We start from the raw sequence: 24,692 nt of genomic DNA, 5'->3' as shown, positions 1-24,692 counted from the left end.
CTCACCCTTTAGTTTGTCGAAGATAGTTGGTCAGACCGTTCAGATAGCTTGCGTGAGGTGGCATGGATCGGACCGCATTCTCAATGTTGCCGCGGAGTGTCTCGAGATACTGCCTGATCCTGGCACTGTCCGCGCCATCAACAGTGCGATCATATCGCAACGGACTGCGCCCCATTCCGTAGTGAAGCGTGAGCCAGTCCTCCGGACCGAACGGTTCGAGATCGAAAGCGACATGCAGACCGCGGCTTTCGAACTGTTCGATCTTGCGTACCAGGCGTTCATCGGCAGGTGTCCGGGTGGCGGCACGCCAGTACGGAGCCCCGTCCATGGGTTGCGTCTCGAATAGGGCGCGCGTGAACAGGTCGGCATGGACATAGTCCGCCAAGGCCTGGCGATTATACTCGCGGCGCTCTACCGACAGGTCGTCAGAAACCGGCAACAGGGGCAGCAGGCGTTCGATATCTCGCTGAAGCAGGCGCATGGGCGCGATGGTCAGGGGTTCCGCCACACAGGCCGCGTGACCTATGCCAACGCAGTTGCCAACCCAGGCCATGTCGCGCCAGCAGATATCGACGGTCGCCGACCTTAGCGGAGCCGTCTCCAATGCGGCTTGGGCCTCCAGGTCCGAGTCTGGATCGCTGGTCGTCAGCATGAGCGTTGAGGTGCGCAAGGCCGTCTTTGCCTGCCAGCCATAAGGCGTACCGTTGATAGTGGTAACGGCCGGGCCAGGCGTTTCCGTTTCCATGCGCGTCAGATGGAAGCACAGACGCCGGGTGCCTTGACGCACCCCGGCGATCTGCGACAGAAGCATAGCTTGCGGCCCCGTGGCGTCGATCCACAAACCGGCCGTCAGGGTCTGGCCATTGCTCAGATGAACGGCGTTAATGACGCCATCGACGGCATCAATCGCGGAAATATCTGCCGCGACCTTTCGCACGCCGCCACGAGCGGCGGCAAGCTCGAACAGGGCGCCGTACGCCGCGGCGTCAAAGTGATAGCCGTATTCCGCCCGCGACAACGGGTGGGCAAGGTCTTCCGGCGGGTGAGCAAAGACGCCGCGCCGTGCCGCCATGGCCGATACCAGAAACGGCTCCAGAGCCGACTGACCTTGTTGCGTCAGGTAGTGTTGGAACGTCGCCCCTTCGAGGACCGGAAGAGGCTGATGAAAAGCCTGCACCCAGTTCAGCCTGCGTGCGCCCCAGTTCGTGACATGCGTTCCGTATGAGAAGGTCGTATCGCTGTTCAGGATCAGGTCCGGTTCGGAGACCCCCAGCGACAGGTTGAAATCGTAGGCCGTTGGTGGTGCGAGGTTGCCATAAACGATATCGCTATCCGCGCCCGACATACCCGTAATCCAGGTCACGCTGAGCGCGTCGCAAAGATAAGGCGCCAGGGCGGCGCAAACCTGCTGAGCGGCCAAACCACTGCCGCAAACCACTACGTGACGGCCCGCAGTCTGCGCAGGCGATGTATCAGATGTTCCCATGGGTTAAACGGCCTGCGCGATCAGGGGGCCAGTGTCGGACGCCGCCCCCATTTGGCGGATATAGTCCTTATGGTCGGGTGTTGCCGACACCGCGGCGTTCACCCTCTGCCGCAAGCCCTCTGCGTTCTGGACCAAGGTATCGTGCGCCATCCGGTCGACACGCGGATCATAATGACGCGGTAACAGGTTCTGTCCCAACATGACGGCAACCCAGCTTGGTGGCAGGAAAACGCCGAACTCGTAGCGGATGAGTTGCCCGCGCGTAAGCCATATCTGGATTTTTTCTTCCAGACTGTCGGGAAGTTTCAAGTTGCGGAAATGCCGCCACATCTCGGTATCGTCACGCTGGGTCGCCGCATAGTGCAATAAAAGGAAGTCGCGCACCCGTTCAAAATTCACCCCCATGCGCCGGTTATATTCGTCGATATCGGATTGGAGAAATCTCTTGTCGGGGAAGATATGCAGCAACTCACTGATGCCTTCCTGAATCAGATGGATCGAGGTCGATTCGAGCGGCTCCAGGAACCCTGCGGCAAGCCCGATGGCCACAACATTGCGATTCCATAACTTCTTGCGTCGGCCGGTTGTGAAATAGAGCTGACGCGGGTCGGCCAGGGCCGGCGCATCCAGATTGCCAAGCAAGCGGCGACTGGCGTCCTCATCGCTGATGAAACTGCTGCAATAGACGTAGCCATTGCCCGTGCGATGCTGCAATGGTATCCTCCACTGCCAGCCGGCTTCGAGGGCTGTCGCGCGCGTGAACGGCGTCAAAGTGCCCCGCGATTCGCACGGCACAGCCAAGGCCCGATTGCACGGCAGCCACTGGCTCCAATCGTCATAGCCCGTTTTCAGCGCCTGCTCGATGAGAAGGCCGCGAAAACCGGAACAATCTACGTATAGATCGGCCGCTACAACCTCGCCACTGTCCAGCGTCAGCGCTGCGACATGCCCGGTTTCGGCGTCCAGTCGCGTATCAACGACCTTGCCCTGCCGTCTGACGACGCCCCGCGCCTCGGCAAACTGACGCAGAAAGGCGGCGTAGCGTGTCGCGTCGAATTGATAGGCATAGCCGTAGGTCGATTCTATCCGGGTCGGGTCGGTCGAGGGGTGGCGAAAACGGTTGGCTTCGGCGATGGAGGTCGGAAAGGCATAATCGTCAAGACGGGAGGCCAGGCCGAGTTTCTGCAGGCGCAGCCAATGCTGATAGAAGGGAATGCCGTCGATCTTTTCGCCGTAGTCGCCAAACGGATGAATATAACGGTCGCCGATACGGCCCCAGTTGCAGAACTCGATGCCGAGTTTGAATGTCGCTTCGGTCGCCTTCATGAAGGTGACTTCGTCTATGTTGAGGGCTGTATTGAAATTACGGATGTGAGGCAGGGTGGCTTCACCAACACCCACCGTGCCTATCTCGTCGGATTCCACCAGAGTAATGGAGATCGGCAGTCTCTTGAATTCGTGCGCCAGGGCGGATGCCGCCATCCAGCCCGCCGTACCACCGCCCACAATGCATATGCTTTTAATTGCCTGGGGATTATCGCTCATTGCTCGGTGTCCTCTCCGCCAGAGTGTCGGGCCTGGCCTGGAATATAGTTATACAATGAATTGCGCCATAACGACCAAGATCATGAGCAATTGCGTCAATCTGCCACCGTCCTTGCGGTGTACCGACGTGTCGTCTTGTGGTTGGCGCGGGGGAGACTCACAAGCACGACTACGCGCCGGATATAGCTCACGGCGACCGTTTCATAGCTTCGATGTGACAGGTGAAAACGTGATAAGGGCGCCGCGTTTCTCGGGCGCGACGCCCCCGATCGCTTTGGCACAATTTTTCGGGAGAAGAATTGAAACCACAATCATTATAACTCATACAAATTCAAAGTCAACAAATATAATGTATAAATAGACTTATGAACTACTGTACTTTGAGATTTGGAGGCGCGCATACAAAGTATTTAAATGCCCATTTTGCCAATCACAACTTGCGTGAACTACACACTGAAGCGCAACGACAACATTCAATACTCAAAACACCTTGGCGCGACCCGTGAAGTGCCGTGCGCCAAGTCATTATCATGACTTAGCGCACAAACTTAGCACCGACCTATTGCATGGACGCGCGGAGTTCTTCGATTGTCGACTTGGCTTCGAAGATTTCCGGCTGTTTTTTGACGCCGTCGAACTTGGCTTCATCACCACTGCCCATCTGGATAATCAGAGCCGCCTGAATGACCTTCTTTGGCTTCCAACGTTCGAGAACCGACGGAGGAACATCACCGCCGCCGAACCCGCCTGTGGAAGGGCCCATCTGAACATTGCCGTCACCGCCCCCGGCACTATTGCCACCAGCCGGACCTGTGCCCGATCCACCGGCGCTGCCCGTCGCGGACATGGTGTTACCCATGAAAGAGCCCGTGCGCGACGCAATATCATCTTCGCCGCCCTGCTCGATGCTTTTGACCGTGGAACTGAGAACGGCGAACCACTCAAAGCCGGATTCTGCCGTCAATTCCGCGGCGCGCAGCAAGGCATAGTTGGCCGCCACGGCCTTCTTCGTGCGCGCTTCGCCCGTGAAGACGACAACATAGCGATTATCGCCCATAGAGGCCGACGTGTAACCCGCACCACCCGTTGAGGCGACAGGCTGATAGAGAGAGTCTTGCGCCATAGCGACAGATGGCAGGCCGCCAACTGCACTTATGGCTATGGCCGAAGCCACGATGGTCAGAAATTTGTTCATTGTGGAATTCCTTCTCGCCTGCTGCCAACGCGGCCTTGGCCGCCGTGCAACAGATCACCGAATAAAACGCTCGATCAGACAGCCTGATCAAACCGGCCCCCGGAGCGGCGCTTACCCGCATCTACTCAACATAAATATGTACGCAACATGACCAAACAAGGGGTGGGTGTATTTCCCACCCCTTGCCGGACGTCATGCGTTGCGCACTTAGTACTGGTAGCGAACGCTCAAAACAAAGCGACGGTCGTTCAGGAAGCTGAAGCGATCAACGCGTTGGCCATCTGCGCTGATTTGCGCTTCGGCCTTGTTCTTGGTGTCGAGCAGGTTCGACGCGTTCAAGGACACCTGAAGCTTTTGGTTCACGTCGTACTTGATCGAGCCGTCCAGGAAACCAACCGCCGAGTTAAAGATCGGACCACCGGTGATGTAGTCACGGTAGGTGGTCAGGTTCTCATCGCGCCAGTTGTAAGCCAGGCGACCTTCCCATTTGTCGTCCTGATAGATACCGACAACGTTGAGGATGTACTTGGATTGCCCCAGCAGGTTGTTGACGCCAAAGCGATAGATGGTGGCGTAGGAGTCAGGCGTGCCATCGCCATCTGCGTCGACGAAGGGCGGCGGGGGAGCAGCGCTTGCGTCGATATAGGTGAAGTTGGCTTGCATACCGAGGTGCGACATCCAACCCGGCAGGAAGTCATAGAACTGCTGGTAGGCCAGTTCGACACCCTGAATATCGGCTGTCTCCTGGTTGACCAGACCACCATAGACCACGCTGACCGTCTTGCCATCGAGGGTCATGGACCCCAACGTCTCGTCGCCGCTTTGGATGATGTTCTTCAGTTCCTTCTTGAAGAAGGCCGTCGAAACCGTCCCGCCCTGGAAGTACCACTCCCATGACAGATCATAGTTGATCGAGGTCGTCGGCTTAAGTCTGGGGTTACCACCCGTGACACGCATTTGCTCCAGCTGGAAGGACGACGCACCGCGGTCAACACCGAACAATGGATCCTCGGTACAGGTCGTTGCGGGGGCTTGGGGCACACATCTCGGGATGACCGGGAAAGCCAAACGGGCAGTAACGGCACGCATTTGTTGGCCGGCACGCATGTCCTGGATGTTCGGACGGCTGATGTTCTTGCTGGCCCCAAAACGGATCAACATGTCTTCGTTCAAATTCCACTTAACGTTGAACGAAGGTAGCCAGTGTTCGTCGTCGATGTTGACGGATTGCGCTTCGGACTTGCCGATCTGGCCTTCCGGGCAGCCACGGAAACGTGCTGTGGCGGGCGTCCAGCCGCCACCATTGGGTGGCGCAGCCTGTTCAGTTGGCGTCAATGCCGCGGACAGTCCCGGGCACATGAAACTCGTCGTTTCCGGCAGGAAGTCTTGCACGGAGTCACGGCTTTCAGCATCCGGTGTCCGGGGATTGGCCGTCGTCGAGGCCGTTTGCGGATCGGCGTCGATCGATCGATAGCTGAGGAATCCTTCCGAATTCAGCTTGGTCGAGGTGTAGCGCAAGCCGAAGTTACCGTCGAGCGACATGCCATTATCGAAGTCATGCCCGAAGTTGGCCATCAAATAGACATTGTCGGTCTTTTCAACAATGGTTGAGACGTTCGCGGGATTAAAGATGGGCTGGTAATTCTCATCCAGCTGCGTTGTCCAGTTGGTCTTCAGCGTACCATCGGGGTTCGACAGTCGGCTATCGGCCTGCATGAAGCGCAGCATTTTCTCGGGATTGAGCAGCAGTTCGGAACTGATGACCGCGAACTTGGTCTGGCCGCCCTGATCCGTCTGCAGCACGCCGGAGTCGCGGTAGAAGTCAGCGAAATCCATCTTCTCATACAGCGAGGAATCCATCGCTGCCAGTGTGCCGAGACCGACATTGCCCCAACGCGGTCCGATGCCGCCCCAGTTCAGGTCTGCTTGCTTGTTGACCTGGCTACGCTCGGACGTACGGACGCCAAACTTCACCGACTTGAACCAGGCATTGTCCTCGAAGTCGTATTGCACATCGGCGCGGAAGGCCGTCAATTCACCGGTGCCGCGCTGATGGCCCTGCGAGTTGAACTTCCAGAACGTATTGCTGGGATCGTCCGTGCCGGTAATCGGCGTAGAGACATAACCGCCGTTGCCGTTGAAGGCGTCGCTGAACCGTGTCCGCGGATCAATCGTCAAACGAACACGCGGGTTGTCAAGGTCAGCCGCAATTTGGGCCATAGCAAAAGTCGTGGTACCGCCCCACAGCTCGTCAACCGAGGCCGTGGCCTTGGTCTGCTGCGCGTCGAGCTCGACATACAGGCGGTCTGTCGGACGCCACTTATAGTTCAGGCTCAGGTCTTCGGTCGTCGACTTCTCAGTCTTGCCGATCGACAGAACGTCGATATGGAGACCATAGGCTCCAAACCACGAATCTTCGTCCTTGGTGATCAGGCCGGACTGCATCAGGCCGCCCGTAGTCGCAAAAGTCTTTTCGCAGTAGTCCTGACCGCGCGTAGCGTCAGCGTTCGGGTCGTTACAGAGATTCAGAGCCGGGGTGGACCAGCTCGTGTCGTACACAGCATTGCTGAAGGAGTAGAGCTGGTTATTGTTGCCGCCCGGGAAGGATTCGAGCGTACGCTCGACGCCCTGGGTCTCGTTGTCAACACGGATGTACTTGGCGGTCAGGCGGGAATTGTCATTCTTCCATTGCCCGGCGATATAGAAGCTGTCACGATTACGATCGACATCGTTGGTACGCATCTGGAAACCCAGCATGGCGCCGGCAATCGGGTCAGTGGTCGTCCGCGGCTCGTGGGTGAGACGCTCGCCCGTGCTGTTGCCATTGGCGCCAATAACGCGCGGGATCGGCGCAGGCTGCTGCCAGCCTTCGATCCGCGACAGCAGCTTCGAGGTCGAATAGGAGCCCATCAGGCCGAATTCACCGATATCCGTCTGCCAGCGATTGCCGATCATGGCGTTGTAGGATGGCGACCACTTCTTGGCCAGGTCACCATAGTTGAAATCCGCCGAAACGGACGCAAAATAGCCCTTGCGATCAAAGGGTTCCAGCGTGCGCAGGTTAATCGTGCCGCCGATGCCGCCTTCGATCAAGTCGGCCGACGAGTTCTTATAAACGTCAACGCCGCCGACGAGCTGCGGCGGAATGCTGGACCATTCAAGTGCACGACCGGCATTGGCCGAGAAAGCGTCACGGCCGTTGAATTCCGAACGCACAAAACCCAGACCGCGGATCAGGTTACCGCGACCTTCGGGCGACGGGAAGTCGGGGCTGCCGCCGAGCGTGAAGCGCGTGACAGTCACGCCCGGAACGCGCTGCAGGGCTTCAGCGACCGAAAGGTCCGGCAGAGCCGAAACGTCCGAAGCTGTGATCGAGTCAACGAAGGTCGAGGCCTTGCGCTTGATGCTCGAAGCGGATTGGAGCGCGCCACGGATACCGGTAACAACGACGACGGTGTCATCGGCCGGCGGGGCGGCCTCGGCGGCGGCCGGTGCTGCGTCCTGGGCGAAAGCTGCTGTCGACAGAAGCGCGGCGGCCAGAGCCGTCGAGCCGAGCAACGCCACGCTCAGACGAGAACGACGGGCAACGCCTTGATTTTGGACGGATTCGTCCCTTTTGGATTTCATGATATTTAGTCTCCCTGCCTCAACTGGCTACTTGGGCCACGAGGTAATTTTATGCTCCCCGGAAAGGGACGCGCCTTAAACAACCTTACTTGTAACGCTCACGTTCCGGGCCGCATGTCGTTTCACATGCCCTTCGCGTCCACCCGGTTCGCAAACACCTAACGACGGTATGATAGCGGTCACATACTTTCAAGTATAAAAGTCGGACAATTTTGAAGATTGTGTCACCCCCGTGGCGCGATTGCGACACTTTCGTTTCGCATGGGTCATTTCATTTCATATCTGGTATGAGTCAAGACAAGATTTCGCACGAGCGCGTGTCCAAATTCGACGAATTACAATATTGTTTTTATTTAAATTTATGATGGTTTTCGAAATGCGGACCCACGCAATGACATGTAATAGCCACATTACAGGCCAGCAAGACCATCGGAAACGCACCAGAGCTTTTACAGATAAAACTACATTGCGCGAATAAATAGTCGTACTTTTTGCAAAAAACCCTTGCCATTCCGAGCGTTAGGAAGCGCTTCCAATTTGTACCATTTCGTCGTTATCCGCAATCCTGGTGACGGCACTCAGCGAAGACGTGAATGGATCAGTTGCCGATCACCAGCACAGCGCCGCCGCCACGTTCCATTTCGACCCGGACGCTGTCTCCACGAGATAGCTGCTTTTCTGTCCGATCGGCGTGATTCGCCGTTTCGCCGTCCTGCCAGATCACAGCCTTGTGAGTGCCATGCGCCAGGAACCCGAGCGGAATGTCGATGATTCGCGCGGTTTCATTGTTCAGGGCGCCCACGTACCACGTCCGTCCTTTTCGGCGGGCAATGACGACGTAGGTATCAGGCGTGCCCGCTACGAATCGGGTCTCGTCCCAGGCCGTCGGTACCTGTTTGACAAAATCGAAGCCGGCGGCGTTTTCATAGGCCGCCGGGTCGTCCGACACCATCTGCAGCGGACTGTCGTACACCACGAACTGCGCCAGGGCCTGACCACGAGTAAAGCGGGTGGATGGAAACACCTCAGTCTGCGCATAGGCTTCCGGGTACGCATTGCGGAAACCACCCGGCGTATAGTCCATGGGCCCCAGCAGCATGCGGGTATAGGCCAACTGGACATTGTGCGACGGCGTCACCTTGCCCCACGGGAACTTGTTGTATTCCGCCCCCAGCACGCCTTCCTGAGTTATGTAGTTGGGGTAGGTCCGCGATAGTCCAACGGGCGGAAAAGCGCCGTGCATGTCGAGCAACAGTTGGCGTCTGGCAGTCTCGGCCGCAAGGCGCTCATAGAAGGCGACCATATCCTGGTCGTCGCGTTCCATGAAATCGACCTTGATGCCCTTGATTCCCCAGGCCTTATAGGTGTCCAGCACCTGGTCCATACGCGGCTCGACATGTTTCCAGTGGGCCCATAGAAGCAGGCCTACGCCCTTTGATTCGGCATAGGCGGCCAGGGCGGGCATGTCGATGCCGGCCTCGCCCTTAGTAATGTCGGTGCGCGGATCAGCCGCGCAGCACGGGCCGGTGTTCAGCGCCCAACCGGCGTCGATCAGGAAATAGGGAAAGCCCGACTCGGCTGCGAAATCGATGAAGCGGCGATAGCGCGCCATGGTCGGTTTGTCGCCGACCGTCGGGCCGGACCACCAATCCCAGGCCACCATGCCGGGCTTGACCCAGGAAAAATCACCCGTGGCCTGAGCCGACAGGTTGCCGATCAGATGCGATTCGATCAGGTCCCCTGCCCGGTCGCCCATCATGATCACGCGCCAGCCGCTTTGCAGGCCGTCGTTTGATTTGACCGCCACCTGTTTGTCGTTCTGGCGCGGGAAGAGTTGGACTGTCAAGGCGCCGCCTGCCGGCTTCAGGGCCGAGCCGGTATAGCCGGACAGGCCCGCCTGGACGATGGCGTAATGAGTCTTGCCGCTGGGTGACGGACACAGGACGGGATAGTCGTAGAGCTTGGCGGGGTCGAGTTGCGAGACTTGCAAGGAATTCCAGTAATTTTCATGCGACGCGCTGAACTCCGAGACCAGGCAGCTTGGGTCCCCGGCCGGACGAAACTGCGTTGTTTCCCCCGCCAGGGAGACGGCTGCGCCCTGCGGCAGGAGGTAGCGCCAGGCGACGCCGTCATTATAGGCGCGCACCTCCATCGACAGTTCGCGCTTCAGGCCGCCCGATTCGCGGAAGGTCAGGCGTTGGCCGTTATAGCTGTCCTGGGCGTGATCCGCCTTGGTCGCGGTGAGTTGATACGTGCGGTTTTCACTGAATGTTGTTTGCTTGATCAGCACCAGATCTGAAAATTCCGGCGCCCCGGCCAGTTGCAGGCCGGGATGTCCGGAGGCCACCTCTTCGCTGTTTCGCGCGGCTGTAAAGGCGGAACCATCTGCCGCCATCCGCAATTCTACCTTGCCGTCCGGAGACGACAGGACAATCTGGGTTGCCGCGGCAACCGCCAGGAATGCAAACATCTTCCCTGTTCCGTTTTTTATATGGTGACGATGGCCTTGAGCAGGTCGTCGGGCGTCTTGAGAAGTTCCGGCACCTGGCTAGGCAGGTCGACCGCGTTCAATGAGTGGGTGTGCAGCTTGTCGGTGGGGATGGCGCCGTCGCGAATCATGTCGATGACCATCTGGAAGTCATGCTTCGTGGCGTTGCGGCTGCCGATCAGTTGCATTTCGCGCTTGTGAAACTCGGGATCGGAAAAGGTGATATCCTTGCTGACGACGCTGACCAGGACATAGCGTCCGCCGTGGGCGACGTAAGCGAAACCCTTTTGCATGGCGCCGGCATTGCCCGATGCGTCAAACACGACGTCGAAGAAATCGCCATTGGTCACTTCCTTCAGCCAGGCGTCGGCTTCGGCATCGGCTAACGTCGTCTTGATACCGGCACAAACCGACCGGGCGCGTTTCAGGCGGCCGCCATTGGTGTCGATTACGACCACATCCGCACCGGTCATCTTGGCAAACAAGGCCACGCCGACGCCAATCGCACCGGCGCCAACGACCAACACCCGGTCGGCCGAGGTGACAGCGCCACGGCGGACGGCGTGCATGCCGATGGCCAGGAATTCGACCATGGCGGCCTGGTCAAAGCTGAGGCCCTCAACGTCAACGATCGCCTCTTCCGGAACCGTCACATATTCGGCCATGCCGCCGTCGATATGGACGCCCATCACGCGGATGTTCATGCAGCAGTTCGGCTTGTCGCGCCGGCAAGCATGGCAGGTCTTGCACCGCAAATACGGGTTGATCGTCACCGTGGACCCGATGCGGATAGGAGAGCCGGGGTCGGCATCCAGGACCTCACCGGACAACTCGTGGCCCATGACGCGCGGATAGGACAGGTAGGGCTGATTGCCGGAAAAAATGTGGAAATCCGTGCCGCACATACCGATGCGGCGGATGCGCACCAGAACGTCCCCGTCGCGCCGGACAGGAACCGGACGTTCGGCCAGAGAAAGGTCGAAAGGCTTATTGCAGGAGATGGTCAGCATGTGACGATTCATTTACCCATATGGAATTTACTTTTATATAGGAAAAATGCAGATTGCCAAGACCCGGCTTGCGATGATGCTGGACCGACGTCCCTATTGACTACTAATGCCTTGAAACTATGGGTGAAACATGAAACTTTCCGGTATGCCGGCGCGCCGCCACGTCCTGATGGGCGGTGCTGCCCTCCTCGGTGTCGCAGCGACCAGCGCCCACGCGTCAAGCCCGAAAGACCGCGGTCCTGACCACATCACCGTGACGCCGGACGGCACTCTGCAGATCTTTGCCCTGACCGATGCGGCCTTCCGCGTGCGATTTGTTCCCAAGGACGGGCCCAGGGACGGGCCTGGGCTAGGGTCGCTCGCAGCTCCAGACACCCTGATTCTGCCGCAACGGCGGCGCCCGAAAGTCCGGCAAAAGACCTCCGGTGAAAGGATTCGCCTGCAACTGCCGGCGATAGCGTGCGAAATCGACGCCGCCGGCCCGCGGTTCTACGACCGGGACGGCAACCTTCTGCTCAACGAAACGCCAGGCGGTCGGCGGCTCACACCCTCGAAGCTGGGCGACGAAGACGTCTTCATCGCTGAGCAGGCGTTTGATTCGCCACCCGGCGAGCATATCTACGGCACCGGCTGTTTCCAGGATGGCGCGCTCGATCTACGCCACCTGCCGCGCCGTCTGACCCAGGTCAATACCCAGATCAGCCTGCCGGTCATCCTGTCGAGCCGCGGCTATGGCCTCCTGTGGCTCAACGGCGGAAAGAGCGACCTCAATCCGTTGTCCCGTCAGGTTCGACTCAGCCGAGTCGAGGTCGACGCCCAGGGACAGGTCGTCAATGTCACCACCGGCGCCGGCAATGCGACCATCGCCCGAACCGAGGCCGTGTTCGAGCAGGAATTCGAATTGGATACCGCGGGCCGCTTTGCCTTCCAGCTCGACACGGGACGCAAGATGGCCTCGCGCCACTATGTCGAGATCGACGGCAAGGTCTATAGCGACCTGACCAATCTATGGCTGCCGCCCACCACCAGCTTCCTGGCCAACCTGGACGCCGGCCGCCATAAGGTCCGCGTCATCGCCAATGCCGACGACACGCCGTCCCTGGCGTTTGGCGCAGTGCGCGACCAGACGGTATGGCGGTCCGATGTGGCGCAAGCGATCGATTACGTCGTCATCGCCGGTCCCGACGCCGAACAGATCATGGCGACCTATCGCCAACTGACCGGGGAAACGCCGCTGATGCCCAAATGGGCTTATGGCTACATCCATTGCCGCGAACGCTTCAAATCGTCCCAGGAAATCCTCGACAATGCCCGGGAATTTCGCCGCCGCAAGCTGCCCGTCGACGTCATGGTGCAGGACTGGCAATATTGGGGCAAGCATGGCTGGAACGCCATGCGCTTCGATGAAGACCATTATCCCGACCCGGCCGGCCTGGTGAAAGACCTGCACGGCATGGATATGCGGCTGATGCTGTCGGTATGGTCGAAGGTCGATCGCAAGGCGGAACTGGGCCAGGCCATGGCGGCGCGCGGCTTCTATATCCCCGACTCGGACTGGATCGATTTTTTCAATCCGCAGGCGTCAGCTTTCTACTGGCAAAACCAGAGCACCCGTCTGGCTGCCCTGGGTATCGATGCCTGGTGGCAGGATGCGACCGAGCCGGAAAACGACGACCTGGTCGGTCGTCAGACGCATGTCGGCAAGGGCGAGCACGTCCGGCTGACCTATCCGTTGCAGGTGTCACGGACGGTCTTTGACGGCCAGCGCCGCGACTATCCCGACCGGCGGGTCTTTACCCTGACGCGGTCCGCCTTCCTGGGCCAGCAGCAGTATGCGGCGGCCACATGGTCGGGCGACATCGGCAACGACTGGGAGACGCTGAAGCGGCAGATCCCCGCCGGATTGAACATGGCGGCGGCCGGCTATCCCTACTGGACGGTCGATGCCGGTGGCTTCTTCCGGCCGGGACCGTCGCAATACACCGACACAGCCTATCACGAGCGCTTCATCCGCTGGTTCCAGTACGCCACCTTCCTGCCGTTGCAACGCGTGCATGGCTATATGACCGACACGGAATTCTGGCGCTACGGCGAGACGGTCGAAGGCGTGGCGCGCGACTACCTGAACCTGCGCTACCGGCTTTTTCCTTACATCTACAGCCTGGCGGCGGTCGCCCACCGCCAGGGCATGCCGCTTATCCGCCCGCTGGTCTTCGACTTCCGCACGGATACGCAGGCCCTGGACCAGAAACACAGCTACATGTTCGGCCCCGGACTGCTGGTGGCGCCTGTGCTGGAACCGGGCGCCACACAATGGCCGGTCTATCTTCCCCCATCGCCCGGCGGCTGGTACGACCTGTGGAGTGGCGCCCATCGCAGCGGCGGTGAAACCCATCAGGTCCCCTCGCCTCTGGCGCAAATTCCCGTTCACGTGCGCGCCGGAACCGTTCTGCCGCTGGGGCCGACGGTCCAGTCCACCGCGGAGATCACCGGTCAGGTCCTCGATATCCTGGTCTTCCCCGGCCGCGACGGCACGTTCGCGCTCTATGAAGACGACGGCCTGACCTATGGCTACGAAAGCGGCGCGTGCAGCACAATTCCAATAAATTGGAAGGATAGCAGCAGAGAACTGACCATTGGCGCCCGCGCGGGCCGGTTCGATGGCATGCCGGATCGACGGCATTTCCGCCTCCATCTTGTCTCACCGGATCAACCTCCGCTCGACGTGAGTGAGGGTGTGGAGATCATCTACACCGGCCGCCGAACGACGATCACTCTCTGATCTTTCGGCCAGAGGCGGGTGCTGTCAGAAGTTCTTCTTTTCATAAATGATGCGTTTGTCGACGCAGTAGCCACAGCTCTCGCCGCTGAATTTATCGGCCGCCGACGCGTCGCCCTTCAGCTTCCAGTCCAGCCAGGCGGTGACGATTTCCGCTCCGATGCCACCGTTCGGTTCCATATAGGTGCCGCCATGGCCGACGGGAATGTCAACATAGGCCGCGGGAATATGGTTGATCCGCTTATAGTCGTCACGGCCGTTGTTGTAAGCAATGTCGGTTGGACCGCCCAGAACATAGATGACCGATCCATGCAGATCGGCCAGCATGGCCTTGCTGACATTAATGCCCGCAATGGGATTGCCGTCATTGAAGACCCCGCTGTTCATAACGACAACCGTTGAAATGCGCGGGTCCCTGGCGACGGATATCGCCTGTAAGCCGCCGCAGCTAAAACCCGATGCAGCAACCTTGTCCGCCGCCACCCGACCATAGTAGCGGCTGTCGCTGCGGCCGTTTTCCTTGAGCGCCCAGTCGATGGCCTGGGTCAGGGATTCCGCGGAATTCGACGCCTTGAGCTGACCCGGCTGGCGCTGTTCCTCGGCTGGCGCCGGGTGGTTTGCCGGGATGATGCCCGGGGCGACCACCAGATAGCCGTGCGAGGCGATTTCCGCCAGGTGATTGCGCGAACTGGTGCCGTCATGGCTGCAGGCGCCGTTGCCAAAGACATAGACGGGCAAGGCGCCGGACTTCACGCCGTTTATATCGGCGGGACGGTATACTACATGTTCGGGCAGGGTCGGGTCTTCTTCGACGACGACCTTATAGGGACCGGACTCCGCGGCGGCGTGACCGGCCATGCCGGCTGCGGCCAGCGCGATCATCAGTGTACTTTTCAGGGTGGTAATCATGGTTCAGGGCTCCAGGGTCTGGGCGGAGGTTACGGTAAGCGTGGTGGCGATACCCGGCGCCTTGGCCAGGCCAGGGCGTTGGTCCGGCTGTCCGCCGCCCAGCCAGAGATTGACCTTGCCCGGCTTGACCGAGCGCGAGCCGTCGGCGTTCACCGTGCTGAGCGCCCGGCTGTCGAGGGTAAAGGTGACCGTCTTGGTTTCGCCGGCCTTGAGGTGGATGCGGTCGAACCGGGCCAGAGCGCGGATCGGCGTGTCCTTCTGGCCGGGATGGCTGAGGTAGAGTTGCACAACCTCATCGCCGTCCCTGGCGCCGGAGTTGGTGACGTCGACGGAGACGGTGACCTCGCCATTGCCAGCCACCTTGGCGGCCGACAGTTTCGCCGGGGCATAGCTGAATTTGGTGTAGGACAGGCCGTAGCCGAAGGGATAAAGCGCCTCCCCCTTGAAGTAGCGGTAGGTCCGCCCTTTCATTGTGTAGTCGGTGAAGGCTGGGATCTGGTCGGCCGAGCGGTAGAAGGTCACGGGCAAACGGCCGGCCGGGCTGAAGTCGCCAGCGATCAGGCGCGCGACGGCCGCCCCACCCTGCCCGCCCGGATACCAGGCTTCGACAATGGCGGGGACGTTTTTATCGGCCCAGTTGACGCTGAGCGCACTGCCGTTGATCAGGACCAGTACGACGGGCTTACCGGTGGCAGAAACCTGTTCCAGCACCTTCTGCTGGACGGGCGGCAGGTCCAGGCTGGTACGGTCGCCGCCGGAGAAGCCCGGGGTCTCGACGCGCATCTCCTCGCCCTCGACCCGCTGAGACAGGCCGGCGACAAAGATCACCAGATCCGACTCTTTCGCGGCGGCGACAGCTTCCTGGGCGCCGGTATCGGACGGCAGGCTCCAGACCAGTTTTTCGTCGCCGGCGGCCTGGCGCTGGAAGGATTCGACACGGATGGCGTTGCGGCTGCCGGCCTCCAGCCGGACAGCGCCGGTCGCAATCGACGGCCGCCAGTCGACGCGCCAGGCGTCGACGACCAGCTTGTCGTTGACCCAGATGCGATAGCCGCCGTTGGCGTCATAGCGGAAGCGATATTCGCCGCTTTCCGGCGCGGTCAGGTAGCCGTCATAACGCACGGCGCCGCTGCGTTGTTCGCCCTTCCAGGCCTGGTGAATACCGGCTTCGGCAGCCGATTTTTGCGCCGTACCCGACATTTCGGGCGAGGCGAAGTGGCTGGCGGTCACGCCTTTGGCAGCGCAGTCCTTGTCGCGGCAAAAGCTGTCGTCGGGCACGGCGGTCATGACCGGATCGATCAGGCCAGACCCTTGCGCATAGCGCACCGTGGCGTTGGGGAAGCGGGCCTTGATGCCCGCCAGCACGGTCACCGGATGGGACGGGTCGCCGTTATAGTTGCCGACCAGAGAGTCCATTGTATCGGCATTGGGACCGATGACCGCAATGGTGCGCGGCTCAGACTTCAGGGGTAGTAGGCCGTCGTTCTTCAGCAGGACCATGGCGGATTCCGCCACGTGCTGCGAGAAGTCACGATTGGCCTGGGTGTCGTAATCGTCGGCGGTGATCGCCGGGAAGACCTGGGCGGGCGGATCGAACTGGCCGAGTTTGAAGCGCGCCGAGAACAGCCTCACGAGCGCCGTATCGACAAGGCTTTCCGGCAGAATGCCCTTGCGCACGGCGCTGGCGACGTGGTCGGCTTCATTGGCGTTGCCGCAGATCAGGTCGGTGCCGGCCTGATAGGCCACGGTGACGCCCTCTTCCGGGGTCGGGCGGTAATGGTGCGAGGTCTTGTAATAGATGTCGCCGACGGCATCGCAGTCGGACACCACAAAGCCCTTGAAGCCCCAGTCCTGGCGCAGGTGTTTGACCAGAAGGTCGTCATTGGCGCAGGCCGGTTGGCCATCGATGGCGTTGTAGGCGCACATGATCGACACGGCCTTGCCTTCGACGATCGTTGCCCGAAAGGCCGGCAGGTAGGTGTCTTCCAGGTCGTAGCGCGACGGGTTGATATTGTCGCGGTGACGGCTGGCTTCGGGACCGCTGTGGACGGCGTAATGCTTGGGCGTGGCAATGGTGCGGTAATAGACCGGGTCCTCGCCTTGCAGACCCTTAACGAAGGCGACGCCGATGCGCGCCGTCAGGTAGGGATCTTCGCCATAGGTTTCCTGGCCGCGGCCCCAGCGCGGGTCGCGGAAGATGTTGATGTTCGGTGACCACACCGTCAGGCCGCGGAACCAGTCGGAACCGCCGAAACGGTGGCGGCTGGCGACGTATTTGGCGCGGAATTCGACGCTGATCGTGTCGGCAACCCTATGGATCAGGGGCTCGTCGAAGGTCGCGGCCATACCGACCGCCTGCGGGAAGACGGTGGCGTAGCCATGGGCGGCGACGCCGTGCAGGCCTTCGTTCCACCAGTTATATTCACGCACCCCAAGCCGCGGGATAGCCGGTGCGTCGTTGATCAGTTGCGCCGCCTTTTCTTCCAGGCTCATGCGTGACACCAGGTCGGCGGCGCGTTGCTCCGCTGTTTTGGTGGTGTCCTGATAAGCCGGGCTCTCCAGTGGATTCTGCGCCTGAGCGGTGGGCGCCGAGAGGCAGACGAGCAAAGCCAGGACCGATGCGTTCAGGCTGTAGTGCGTAAGATTTCGTTTCATGGTGCTCCCCTAAGCGCGGGCAAATTCGTAGAGTTCGACGCTGATCGGCGCGACCTTGATCGCCGATGCGGTGGTGAAGGTGTTTTCGGCAATCACCACTTGTGGCGCCTTGCCGACCTGGTTTTGCGCTTCGACGCCGTGGCCGGTCAGCTTCCAGCATCGTCCGGTCTTGCGCGCCTTGAAGCCGTCCAAAGTCAGGTTGAGGCTTTGGGCCTGCTCCGTGGCATTGACCACGGCGACGATCAGGGCCTTGCGGTCGGCGGTCAGGGCGGCGGACAGGTCCAGCGGATAGGTGGCGCTACCGGCATTGACGCGCGGCTGGTCGCCGCCGGCCGGATATTGCGGCGCCGGCACCGGCGAATTGCCGGTCACGGCTACGGGTATGGTGCCGAAATGCTGGTTGTACATCTGGTACATTCGGCCGGTGGCGCTGATGACCGACCGGGTGCGATCGACGTCGATCCAGCCAGTGGCCATGGTGTAGCCGGCCATGTCGATGAAATCCGTATGACGGAAGAATTCGTGCAGGCACATACCCATGGCCAGGCAGGTCTTCAGGGTCTGGCGGAAGCTGTAGGCATATTCGTCGAAATAGACCTTGACCTTGCCGTCGTTGAGCGCCGGGAAGCGGCGTTTATACTCCTCCCAGCATTCGACCATGGTGAGGACGCGGTTGGCGGGCTGGCGCGCCCATTCGACCAGGGGCCGTTCGACGTCAAACAGCTTGCCGGTCTTGACGTCGAACTTCTTGTTTTCCGGCGGATAGGCGTGGGTGGCCAGGGCGTCGAACTTGCCCCAGGAATTGGCGAGCATACCGTGAGCCCAGTCGCGGTCTGAACCGAATTCGACCTGGGGCTGGCCTTCGATGAAGATCCCCTGCCCCGTCGTCATCTCGTCGGCGAAACCACCGGGCGCGATGATATAGATCGACGGATCGACCTTGCGCATGGCGTCGGCGAACATGTTGTGCTTGACGAAGTACTGCTTCATCGGGATGTGGCCCATCTGCCAGTGGCCGTACATCTCGTTGCCGATGTTCCAGTATTTGACGCGATAAGGCTCCGGGTGGCCATTGGCCGCGCGCTTGGCGCCCCATTCGGTGTCGGCGGCGCCGTTGACATATTCGACCTGTTCGGCGCCGGAGCGCGGGCCGTCGAAGCCGGTGCTGACGCACCAGCTGGGTTCGGCGTTGATCAGTTGGCACATCTGCAGCAGTTCATCGACGCCGACATCGTTCGGCTGGGCGAAGTTCCACACCGGATCGAGGATCGGCGGGCGCTTGTCCGGATAGCCGATGGTGTTCTTCCAGTCGTAGGCGGAGATGAAGTTGCCGCCCGGGATGCGCAGAATCTTGCAATCAACTTCCTTCATCAGGGCGATGGTGTCGGCGCGGAAGCCCTTGATATTGTCCGCCGGCATCAGCGAGACGGCGCCGATGCAGAATGTTCCGGTACCGGTGCCGGTGATTTCGAGGCGCGCTTCCTCGGTATCGGCTTGGGAGGAAAATCGCAGCGGCACCGTGCTCCACGCGTTGCCGGCCGCAAGCTTGACGGTCTGGCGGTCACCCGGCCCACTGCCCCAGACCAGGGTGGCGGAGAGTTCGGCCAAACCGTCAGCGGAGATGACGACGCGACCGGTATAGTCTTTCTTCGCCAGGCTCAGGCCCGACTGGGCGATACCGCGAGGTTCGGCGCCGGCCAGGGCCACCACCGGCGACTGTTCGCCGACATAGGGCGCTGTCTTGTCCATGGTCACGGCGCTGTCAGGGCCGACCGGCACCCATTTCAACATGTCGCGCCGGCGCGACGCCGGGCCGTCGGCCTTGGGTGACGGCTGCGAGTTGATGGGCTGGAAGAACTTCCGATCGTCGAGCACCTCGCTCCACAGGCTGTGATTAATCAGGTTGCCGATGTGTTCGAGGAAGCCGCCATACAGGAACGGGTTGAGGGCCGGGCCTTCGCGGCCAGCCTGGATGGTCGAGGCGATGCCCCCGGACTGAGCCATTGCGGGGAAACCCGCGAAGGCGGCGGCGACGGCGCCGGTCATCAGGGCCTGGCGCCTGGACAGGGAGGAATTCTTGTCTTGGGGCATGGGATCTTGGGGCATGGATAACCTCGCGATTTCGGACACAGGCCGGCTTTCGGCGCGGCAAGTCCGTGAAAACAGGGATAGAGGAAGGTGCCCCGGGCGACCGGGGGCGTTGCACTTACATGGTGATCGTGAGGACGGTGACGGAGGCCGGGGCCAGCCGCACCACGGCCTTGCCGTCCTTCAGCTTCACCGAGACCGGTTTCGGCGCAACCGTGTTGGGCGCGGCGAAGTCGTTGTAGGAGTCGAACTTCGGCGCTGCCAGGGTCTCGCCCGAGACCGACTTGGCCTTGACGCCCAGGAAGGCGGTGTCGATATCGACGGGCTTGTTCGGATCGAGGTTGGTCAGCGAGACATAGAGCTTACCGTCCGCGCCCTTGGCGGCCACAGCGTCGACACGCGGCAGCGTGATGCCCTCGTAGGTGTAGGTCCCGGCATCGAAGGTCACCGGAATATAGGTGGCGTCCTGGAACGGCACGTACATCTTGAAGACGTGATAGGTCGGCGTGAGCAACATCTTGTCCTTATCGGTCAGGATCATGGCCTGCAGGACATTGATCATCTGGGCGATATTGGCCATGCGGACGCGATCCGAGTGGCGGGCGAAGATGTTGATGTTCAGCGCGGCCAGAACGGCGTCGCGTTGGGTATTCTGCTGCATCAGGAAGCCGGGATCGGTGCCGGCGGTGGCGACGTACCAGGCGCCCCATTCGTCGACGACCAGGGAGACCTTCTTCTCCGGATCATACTTGTCCATGATCGCCGAGTGCGTTTTGACCAGGTCCTCCATCCCAAGAGTGTCCTTGAGGATGACGGCGTATTGTTTTTCGGTGAAGCCTGTGGCCGGTTGGGACACAGGGAAACCACCGCCGGTGGTGTACTGGTGCAGCGACAGGCCTTCGATGCTCCACGCCCAGCTTCGGCCGGCATAGGCCTTCATCACCGCTTCGGTATATTCGGTGTTTCCGCCATTGGGCCCTACCGCTATGCGCTGCATCGGCGCGGCCGGGTTGTAGTTGCGGACGAAGCGCGAATGCATCTTCATCTGGCTGGTGTAGAAGTCCGCCGTCATCCCGCCGCCGCAGTCCCAGCTTTCGTTGCCGAGGCCGACAAAGGGCACCTTGTAGGGTTCAGGATGACCATTGGCGGCGCGTTCGGCGCCCATGGCGTCTTTCGTATTGGCCGTCATGTATTCCAGCCATTCGGCGGCTTCGCCGACGGTGCCCGAGCCGACATTGACCGAGAGATAGGCTTCGGCGCCGACCTGATTGGCAAAATCCATGAACTCGTCGGTGCCAAAGGTATTGGGTTCGATCACGCCGCCCCAGTTGGCGTTCATCATGGCCTTGCGTTCCGGACCAATGCCGCGACGCCAGTGATATTCGTCGGCGAAACAGCCGCCGGGCCAGCGCACCACCGGAACCTTGATCGCCTTCAGCGCCGCGACCACGTCATTGCGGATGCCGCGGGTGTTGGGGATGGCCGAGTCCTTGCCGACCCAGATGCCTTCATAGATGCCGCTGCCCAGGTGTTCGGCGAACTGGCCGAAGATGCGCCGGTCGATCTTGGCGCCCGGCTTGGCGGCGTCAACCGTGACCGTTACGCTGTCCTGAGCCTGAGCCGGCAGTGACAAAGCCACCAGCGACACGGCAGCCATCAACAGAATGGACTTCATAGTACCTCCCAAGGTTTGCGGCACCGGCTTAGCGGCGCCTTTTTCGTTTCGGCTGCTGCCAGCCTGATGTTAGCGTTACCAGATGCGGCGGGCCGGATACAGTATAGTTGAGTCTCGCGGCATTCAGCGCACCCGGTAGAAACGAATGCGGACGGCGGGCTTGCCTTCGTGGGTGACGATCTCCAGGCGCGCCACAAAGGCCGCCTGGTTCAGCCATTCGTAACGGCCCAGCGGCGCTTCGAAGACGGGTGTCAAAAAGATCTGGCCACCTTCCTGCCCTTCCTTCGGCGGACACATTGGCCCCTGGTTGCGCACGTTGATGACGGCGCCGTCGTCGGTCTGCAACATATAATCCGCCGTCGCCCACACGCACCCGTCGGCGCGTTTCAACTGCCAGTCCCAACCGCCGGCCCGAACAATGCCCTTGAACCCACCACCGTCACCGGGGCCGTCAAATGTCCCGCCGGTAATGGGGATGATGTAGCGCTCGCCCATGGGGGTCTTGCCGGGATTTTCGCCTGCGCCCAGCAACACAACTTCTTCGAAGGCGAACTCCAGGCGCGGAGACAGCGGATCCGTTTGCGCCAAGGCCGGTGCTGACCACACGGCACCGGCCAGAGCCAGACCCGCCAGTAAAGGCCTAAAGACGCGCTTCATTGCCCGACCGGAACAAAGGCCAGGTGCTTGGCGAAGAAGGGCAGGACATGGTTCTGGAACCGGTCAGCGACGCCGCTGACATGGTCGCCGTCATAAAGTTCGAAGCTATTGGCAACCTTATAGGTCGTCAACGCAGCACTCAGCGCCTCGGTATCGGTCTTCAGGCCGTCGCGGTCACCAACATCAAAGGCGATGGCGGTATAGCGGCGCATGTTCGGAATATACTGATGCACCATGGACAGCGGCGCATTGGCGGCCCAGCGCGCCAGGACATCGGGTTGGGCCACGCCATCCTTTGTCGGCAGGTCGAGATAAAACGGTGGTTTGTTGGGGTTCGGCGACCAGGCCGACGACACGGCCAATGTGGCACGAACGAAAAAGCCAAGGGCCTGCGCCTCTTCCGGCGTTTTCAGGGCTTCCAGCTTCAGCCCTTCCTCGGGTGACGGTGCGCCGCGGGCCGACAGGCAGCACGGGCTCATGGCGTAGAGCGCGCTGAACACCTCGGGATGCTTCATGCCGATGCGAACCGTTCCGTACCCCCCCATGGAATGGCCGGCCAGGCCGCGGCTTTCACGCTGCGCCAGGGTGCGGTAGTGGCTGTCGATATAGGCGACCAGGTCGGTGGCGATGAAGCCCTCAAAGTCACCTGTCGTGGCGGAACTGGAGTACATGGAGCCATTGTGCCGGGTCTGCGAATTGGGCAGCACCACGATCATGCCCTTAACGCCGGCGGCATAGGCGCTGTCGATTGTCTCCGGCGCCTTGATCTCCTTGGACCAGATGTCATTGTTGATCGAATAGCCGTGCAGCGCGTAGAGCACCGGGTACCGCTTCTGGCTGTTGGAGTCATAGTCCGGCGGCAGATAGACGGTGACACTGCGCTCTGCCGTGTTACCTTCAAGATTCCCGTCCAGGGCCTGGCTGTGAACCGTGATCCGGTCCACGCGTACCGACTGGGCCATGGCAGGGCCCGCCGCGCCGACAATGAGCGCGGCGCAGAGGCCAAAAAGCACCTGGCGCATTAGTTCTCCCTTATAATTATTCGTTTTTTAATTCCTCTGACAATATCAAAGCGAAATCAAGTGCGGAATTAGATCGTAACGCAACTTTGAAGCACGCAATGGCGTTTTTGAGACACCCCCTTTCATTAGCAAAATTTTTGGCGTGACAATAATACATTATTATATCTTATTTTTCAATAAGTTAAACTACTTTTGGGCGCATTTCGATCGCACCACACTTGGCTGCGTGAGATTTTTTTCAATATACCGTCCCCACGGCAATTGACGAGAATTGTCTGATATATTAGCCTGTGTGACCGCTAACATATGTTGGCGATGTTCTTGCTCCTCCCGAGAGAGCAAGGTGTTTTCGTACCTCTAGCTCCTGATCTTGCTGCCCCTTCTCCAGGGCACAGCACAGGGCGCATTTCCGGATGCGCCCTTTTTTTTTTCGAGTGTTAGGCGTACGCAACGACTCAGGCTTCCGACCACCGTGCCGAGCCTGAAAGCAGTACCCAAAAACAATAAACGAGAGGAAATGCCATGAAACCGAACATTTTCCGTCAGTTGAAGGCCGGCGTCGCCGCCGGCGCGATCGCCCTGATCTGTGCGATGGCGTCACCCGTCAGCGCCCAGGACGACAAAATGACACCGATCGCCATCCCGGCGCAACCAACCGCCATCGTCCTGAACACCGGTCCTCTGCCCGGCGCCACGGCGCCCGAAGCCTGGCACAGCCAGTACGGCAGCGTCTTCGCCCGTAACGTCACGGTGGCGACCCTCACCCCATTCCTGCCCGATCCAGCCAAGGCTACCGGCGCTGCCGTCATCGTCGCGCCCGGCGGCGGTTTCCGCACCCTGTCGATGGAAAACGAAGGCTGGGACGTGGCCCAGGCGCTCGCTGACCGGGGCATTGCCGCTTTCGTACTGAAATACCGCCTCAACCCGACGCCGGCCGACCCGGTGGCGTTCGAAGAGTCGATGAAGCAGATGTTCACCCCTGGCGCCCGTCCGCCAGCGCCTCCGGGTCAGCAGGATCCTGCCAAGATGCTGGCGCCGCAGATCGCCGATTCCCGTGCCGCGTTCGCCCTGGTGCGTTCGCGCTCCAAGGAATGGCACATCGATCCCGATCGTATCGGCATGGTCGGTTTTTCCGCCGGCGCCATGCTGACCCTATCGACCGCGCTGTACGGCGAGGACGCCAAGCCGGCCTTTATCGGCGACATCTATGGCCCTCTGATGCCCGTCACCGTTCCCGCTGACGCACCGCCCCTGTTCATCGCTCTGGCGGCTGATGACCCCTTCTTCGCCAATGCCGGTTACGGCCTGATCGATAGCTGGAAGGCGGCCAAGCGCCCGGTCGAGTTCCACCTGTACGAACAGGGCGGCCACGGTTTCGGCATGTATCCGAAGACAACGACCAGCACCGGCTGGTTTGAGGCCTTTGCGAGTTGGATGACCATGCACGGCTACATGAAGCCCAAGGGCTGAATAGCCCCGTAGCGCGGTGGCGTGGCGGTTGTAACGCCCGCCATGCCACCGATTTTTTTGACATACAAGACGACGGAAACTGACGT

The 24,692-nt window shown here is 60.6% G+C and carries 14 protein-coding genes; 2 read left to right on the top strand and 12 right to left on the bottom strand.

The window, feature by feature from the left end:
* Position 1 precedes the first annotated feature (1 nt).
* From ABI_RS21650 to ABI_RS21625, 6 genes are all read right to left on the bottom strand, one after another.
* The gene (locus tag ABI_RS21650; protein ID WP_083811599.1) at positions 2 to 1,486 is read right to left on the bottom strand and encodes a tryptophan 7-halogenase; all 1,485 of its coding nucleotides are present in this window, start codon (positions 1,484 to 1,486) and stop codon (positions 2 to 4) included.
* 3 nt (positions 1,487 to 1,489) lie between these two features.
* The gene (locus tag ABI_RS21645) at positions 1,490 to 3,031 is read right to left on the bottom strand and encodes a tryptophan halogenase family protein (RefSeq protein WP_040309833.1); all 1,542 of its coding nucleotides are present in this window, start codon (positions 3,029 to 3,031) and stop codon (positions 1,490 to 1,492) included.
* A gap of 559 nt (positions 3,032 to 3,590) precedes the next feature.
* Positions 3,591 to 4,226 (bottom strand): CC0125/CC1285 family lipoprotein, encoded by a 636-nt coding sequence (locus ABI_RS21640; RefSeq protein WP_006275211.1) that lies wholly within the window; start codon positions 4,224 to 4,226, stop codon positions 3,591 to 3,593.
* A gap of 207 nt (positions 4,227 to 4,433) precedes the next feature.
* The gene (locus ABI_RS21635; RefSeq protein ID WP_006275210.1) at positions 4,434 to 7,853 is read right to left on the bottom strand and encodes a TonB-dependent receptor; all 3,420 of its coding nucleotides are present in this window, start codon (positions 7,851 to 7,853) and stop codon (positions 4,434 to 4,436) included.
* Positions 7,854 to 8,451: 598 nt separating this feature from the next.
* The gene (locus ABI_RS21630) at positions 8,452 to 10,323 is read right to left on the bottom strand and encodes a glycoside hydrolase family 97 protein (RefSeq protein ID WP_006275209.1); all 1,872 of its coding nucleotides are present in this window, start codon (positions 10,321 to 10,323) and stop codon (positions 8,452 to 8,454) included.
* A gap of 17 nt (positions 10,324 to 10,340) precedes the next feature.
* Positions 10,341 to 11,351 carry a zinc-binding alcohol dehydrogenase family protein gene (locus ABI_RS21625; protein WP_040309832.1) on the bottom strand — a complete coding sequence of 337 codons (1,011 nt, stop codon included), beginning with the start codon at positions 11,349 to 11,351 and terminating at the stop codon, positions 10,341 to 10,343.
* A 130-nt stretch (positions 11,352 to 11,481) separates the two neighbouring features.
* On the opposite strand from ABI_RS21625, the gene ABI_RS21620 reads away from it, so the two are divergent.
* On the top strand, positions 11,482 to 14,133 hold the full coding sequence (locus ABI_RS21620; RefSeq protein ID WP_006275207.1) for a glycoside hydrolase family 31 protein: 2,652 nt from the start codon (positions 11,482 to 11,484) through the stop codon (positions 14,131 to 14,133).
* Positions 14,134 to 14,157: 24 nt separating this feature from the next.
* On the opposite strand, the gene ABI_RS21615 is transcribed toward ABI_RS21620, so the two are convergent.
* The 6 genes from ABI_RS21615 to ABI_RS21590 all read right to left on the bottom strand — a co-directional run bounded on the left by ABI_RS21615 (position 14,158) and on the right by ABI_RS21590 (position 23,136).
* Complete coding sequence (locus ABI_RS21615) at positions 14,158 to 15,039, bottom strand: alpha/beta hydrolase (protein WP_006275206.1); 882 nt, start codon at positions 15,037 to 15,039, stop codon at positions 14,158 to 14,160.
* 3 nt (positions 15,040 to 15,042) lie between these two features.
* Positions 15,043 to 17,694, bottom strand: a complete 2,652-nt coding sequence (locus ABI_RS21610; RefSeq protein ID WP_006275205.1) for a glycoside hydrolase family 3 protein — start codon at positions 17,692 to 17,694, stop codon at positions 15,043 to 15,045.
* A 9-nt stretch (positions 17,695 to 17,703) separates the two neighbouring features.
* On the bottom strand, positions 17,704 to 19,800 hold the full coding sequence (locus tag ABI_RS21605) for an alpha-L-arabinofuranosidase family protein (protein ID WP_006275204.1): 2,097 nt from the start codon (positions 19,798 to 19,800) through the stop codon (positions 17,704 to 17,706).
* Positions 19,801 to 19,900: 100 nt separating this feature from the next.
* Positions 19,901 to 21,457 (bottom strand): alpha-N-arabinofuranosidase, encoded by a 1,557-nt coding sequence (locus tag ABI_RS21600; RefSeq protein ID WP_006275203.1) that lies wholly within the window; start codon positions 21,455 to 21,457, stop codon positions 19,901 to 19,903.
* 123 nt (positions 21,458 to 21,580) lie between these two features.
* Entirely contained in the window at positions 21,581 to 22,114 is a 534-nt protein-coding gene (locus ABI_RS21595; RefSeq protein ID WP_006275202.1) for a DUF3237 domain-containing protein, read from the bottom strand.
* Positions 22,111 to 23,136, bottom strand: a complete 1,026-nt coding sequence (locus ABI_RS21590) for an alpha/beta hydrolase (protein ID WP_006275201.1) — start codon at positions 23,134 to 23,136, stop codon at positions 22,111 to 22,113. The genes ABI_RS21595 and ABI_RS21590 overlap by 4 nt, the downstream gene beginning before the upstream one ends.
* A 522-nt stretch (positions 23,137 to 23,658) precedes the next feature.
* Between ABI_RS21590 and ABI_RS21585 the strand changes: the two genes are divergently transcribed.
* The gene (locus tag ABI_RS21585) at positions 23,659 to 24,606 is read left to right on the top strand and encodes an alpha/beta hydrolase (RefSeq protein ID WP_040309830.1); all 948 of its coding nucleotides are present in this window, start codon (positions 23,659 to 23,661) and stop codon (positions 24,604 to 24,606) included.
* Positions 24,607 to 24,692 lie beyond the last annotated feature (86 nt).

Source organism: Asticcacaulis biprosthecium C19 (assembly GCF_000204015.1).
Lineage (GTDB): Bacteria > Pseudomonadota > Alphaproteobacteria > Caulobacterales > Caulobacteraceae > Asticcacaulis > Asticcacaulis biprosthecius.
The sequence above is the reverse complement of the archived record's forward strand: the minus strand, read 5'-3'. Positions and strand labels throughout refer to the sequence as shown.

Bases quoted from the DNA above. Each gene is read 5' to 3' on its own strand.
- ABI_RS21650 (WP_083811599.1), bottom strand. From the start codon at position 1,486: ATGGGAACATCTGATACATCGCCTGCGCAGACTGCGGGCCGTCACGTA.
- ABI_RS21645 (WP_040309833.1), bottom strand. From the start codon at position 3,031: ATGAGCGATAATCCCCAGGCAATTAAAAGCATATGCATTGTGGGCGGT.
- ABI_RS21640 (WP_006275211.1), bottom strand. From the start codon at position 4,226: ATGAACAAATTTCTGACCATCGTGGCTTCGGCCATAGCCATAAGTGCA.
- ABI_RS21635 (WP_006275210.1), bottom strand. From the start codon at position 7,853: ATGAAATCCAAAAGGGACGAATCCGTCCAAAATCAAGGCGTTGCCCGT.
- ABI_RS21630 (WP_006275209.1), bottom strand. From the start codon at position 10,323: ATGTTTGCATTCCTGGCGGTTGCCGCGGCAACCCAGATTGTCCTGTCG.
- ABI_RS21625 (WP_040309832.1), bottom strand. From the start codon at position 11,351: ATGCTGACCATCTCCTGCAATAAGCCTTTCGACCTTTCTCTGGCCGAA.
- ABI_RS21620 (WP_006275207.1), top strand. From the start codon at position 11,482: ATGAAACTTTCCGGTATGCCGGCGCGCCGCCACGTCCTGATGGGCGGT.
- ABI_RS21615 (WP_006275206.1), bottom strand. From the start codon at position 15,039: ATGATTACCACCCTGAAAAGTACACTGATGATCGCGCTGGCCGCAGCC.
- ABI_RS21610 (WP_006275205.1), bottom strand. From the start codon at position 17,694: ATGAAACGAAATCTTACGCACTACAGCCTGAACGCATCGGTCCTGGCT.
- ABI_RS21605 (WP_006275204.1), bottom strand. From the start codon at position 19,800: ATGCCCCAAGATCCCATGCCCCAAGACAAGAATTCCTCCCTGTCCAGG.
- ABI_RS21600 (WP_006275203.1), bottom strand. From the start codon at position 21,457: ATGAAGTCCATTCTGTTGATGGCTGCCGTGTCGCTGGTGGCTTTGTCA.
- ABI_RS21595 (WP_006275202.1), bottom strand. From the start codon at position 22,114: ATGAAGCGCGTCTTTAGGCCTTTACTGGCGGGTCTGGCTCTGGCCGGT.
- ABI_RS21590 (WP_006275201.1), bottom strand. From the start codon at position 23,136: ATGCGCCAGGTGCTTTTTGGCCTCTGCGCCGCGCTCATTGTCGGCGCG.
- ABI_RS21585 (WP_040309830.1), top strand. From the start codon at position 23,659: ATGAAACCGAACATTTTCCGTCAGTTGAAGGCCGGCGTCGCCGCCGGC.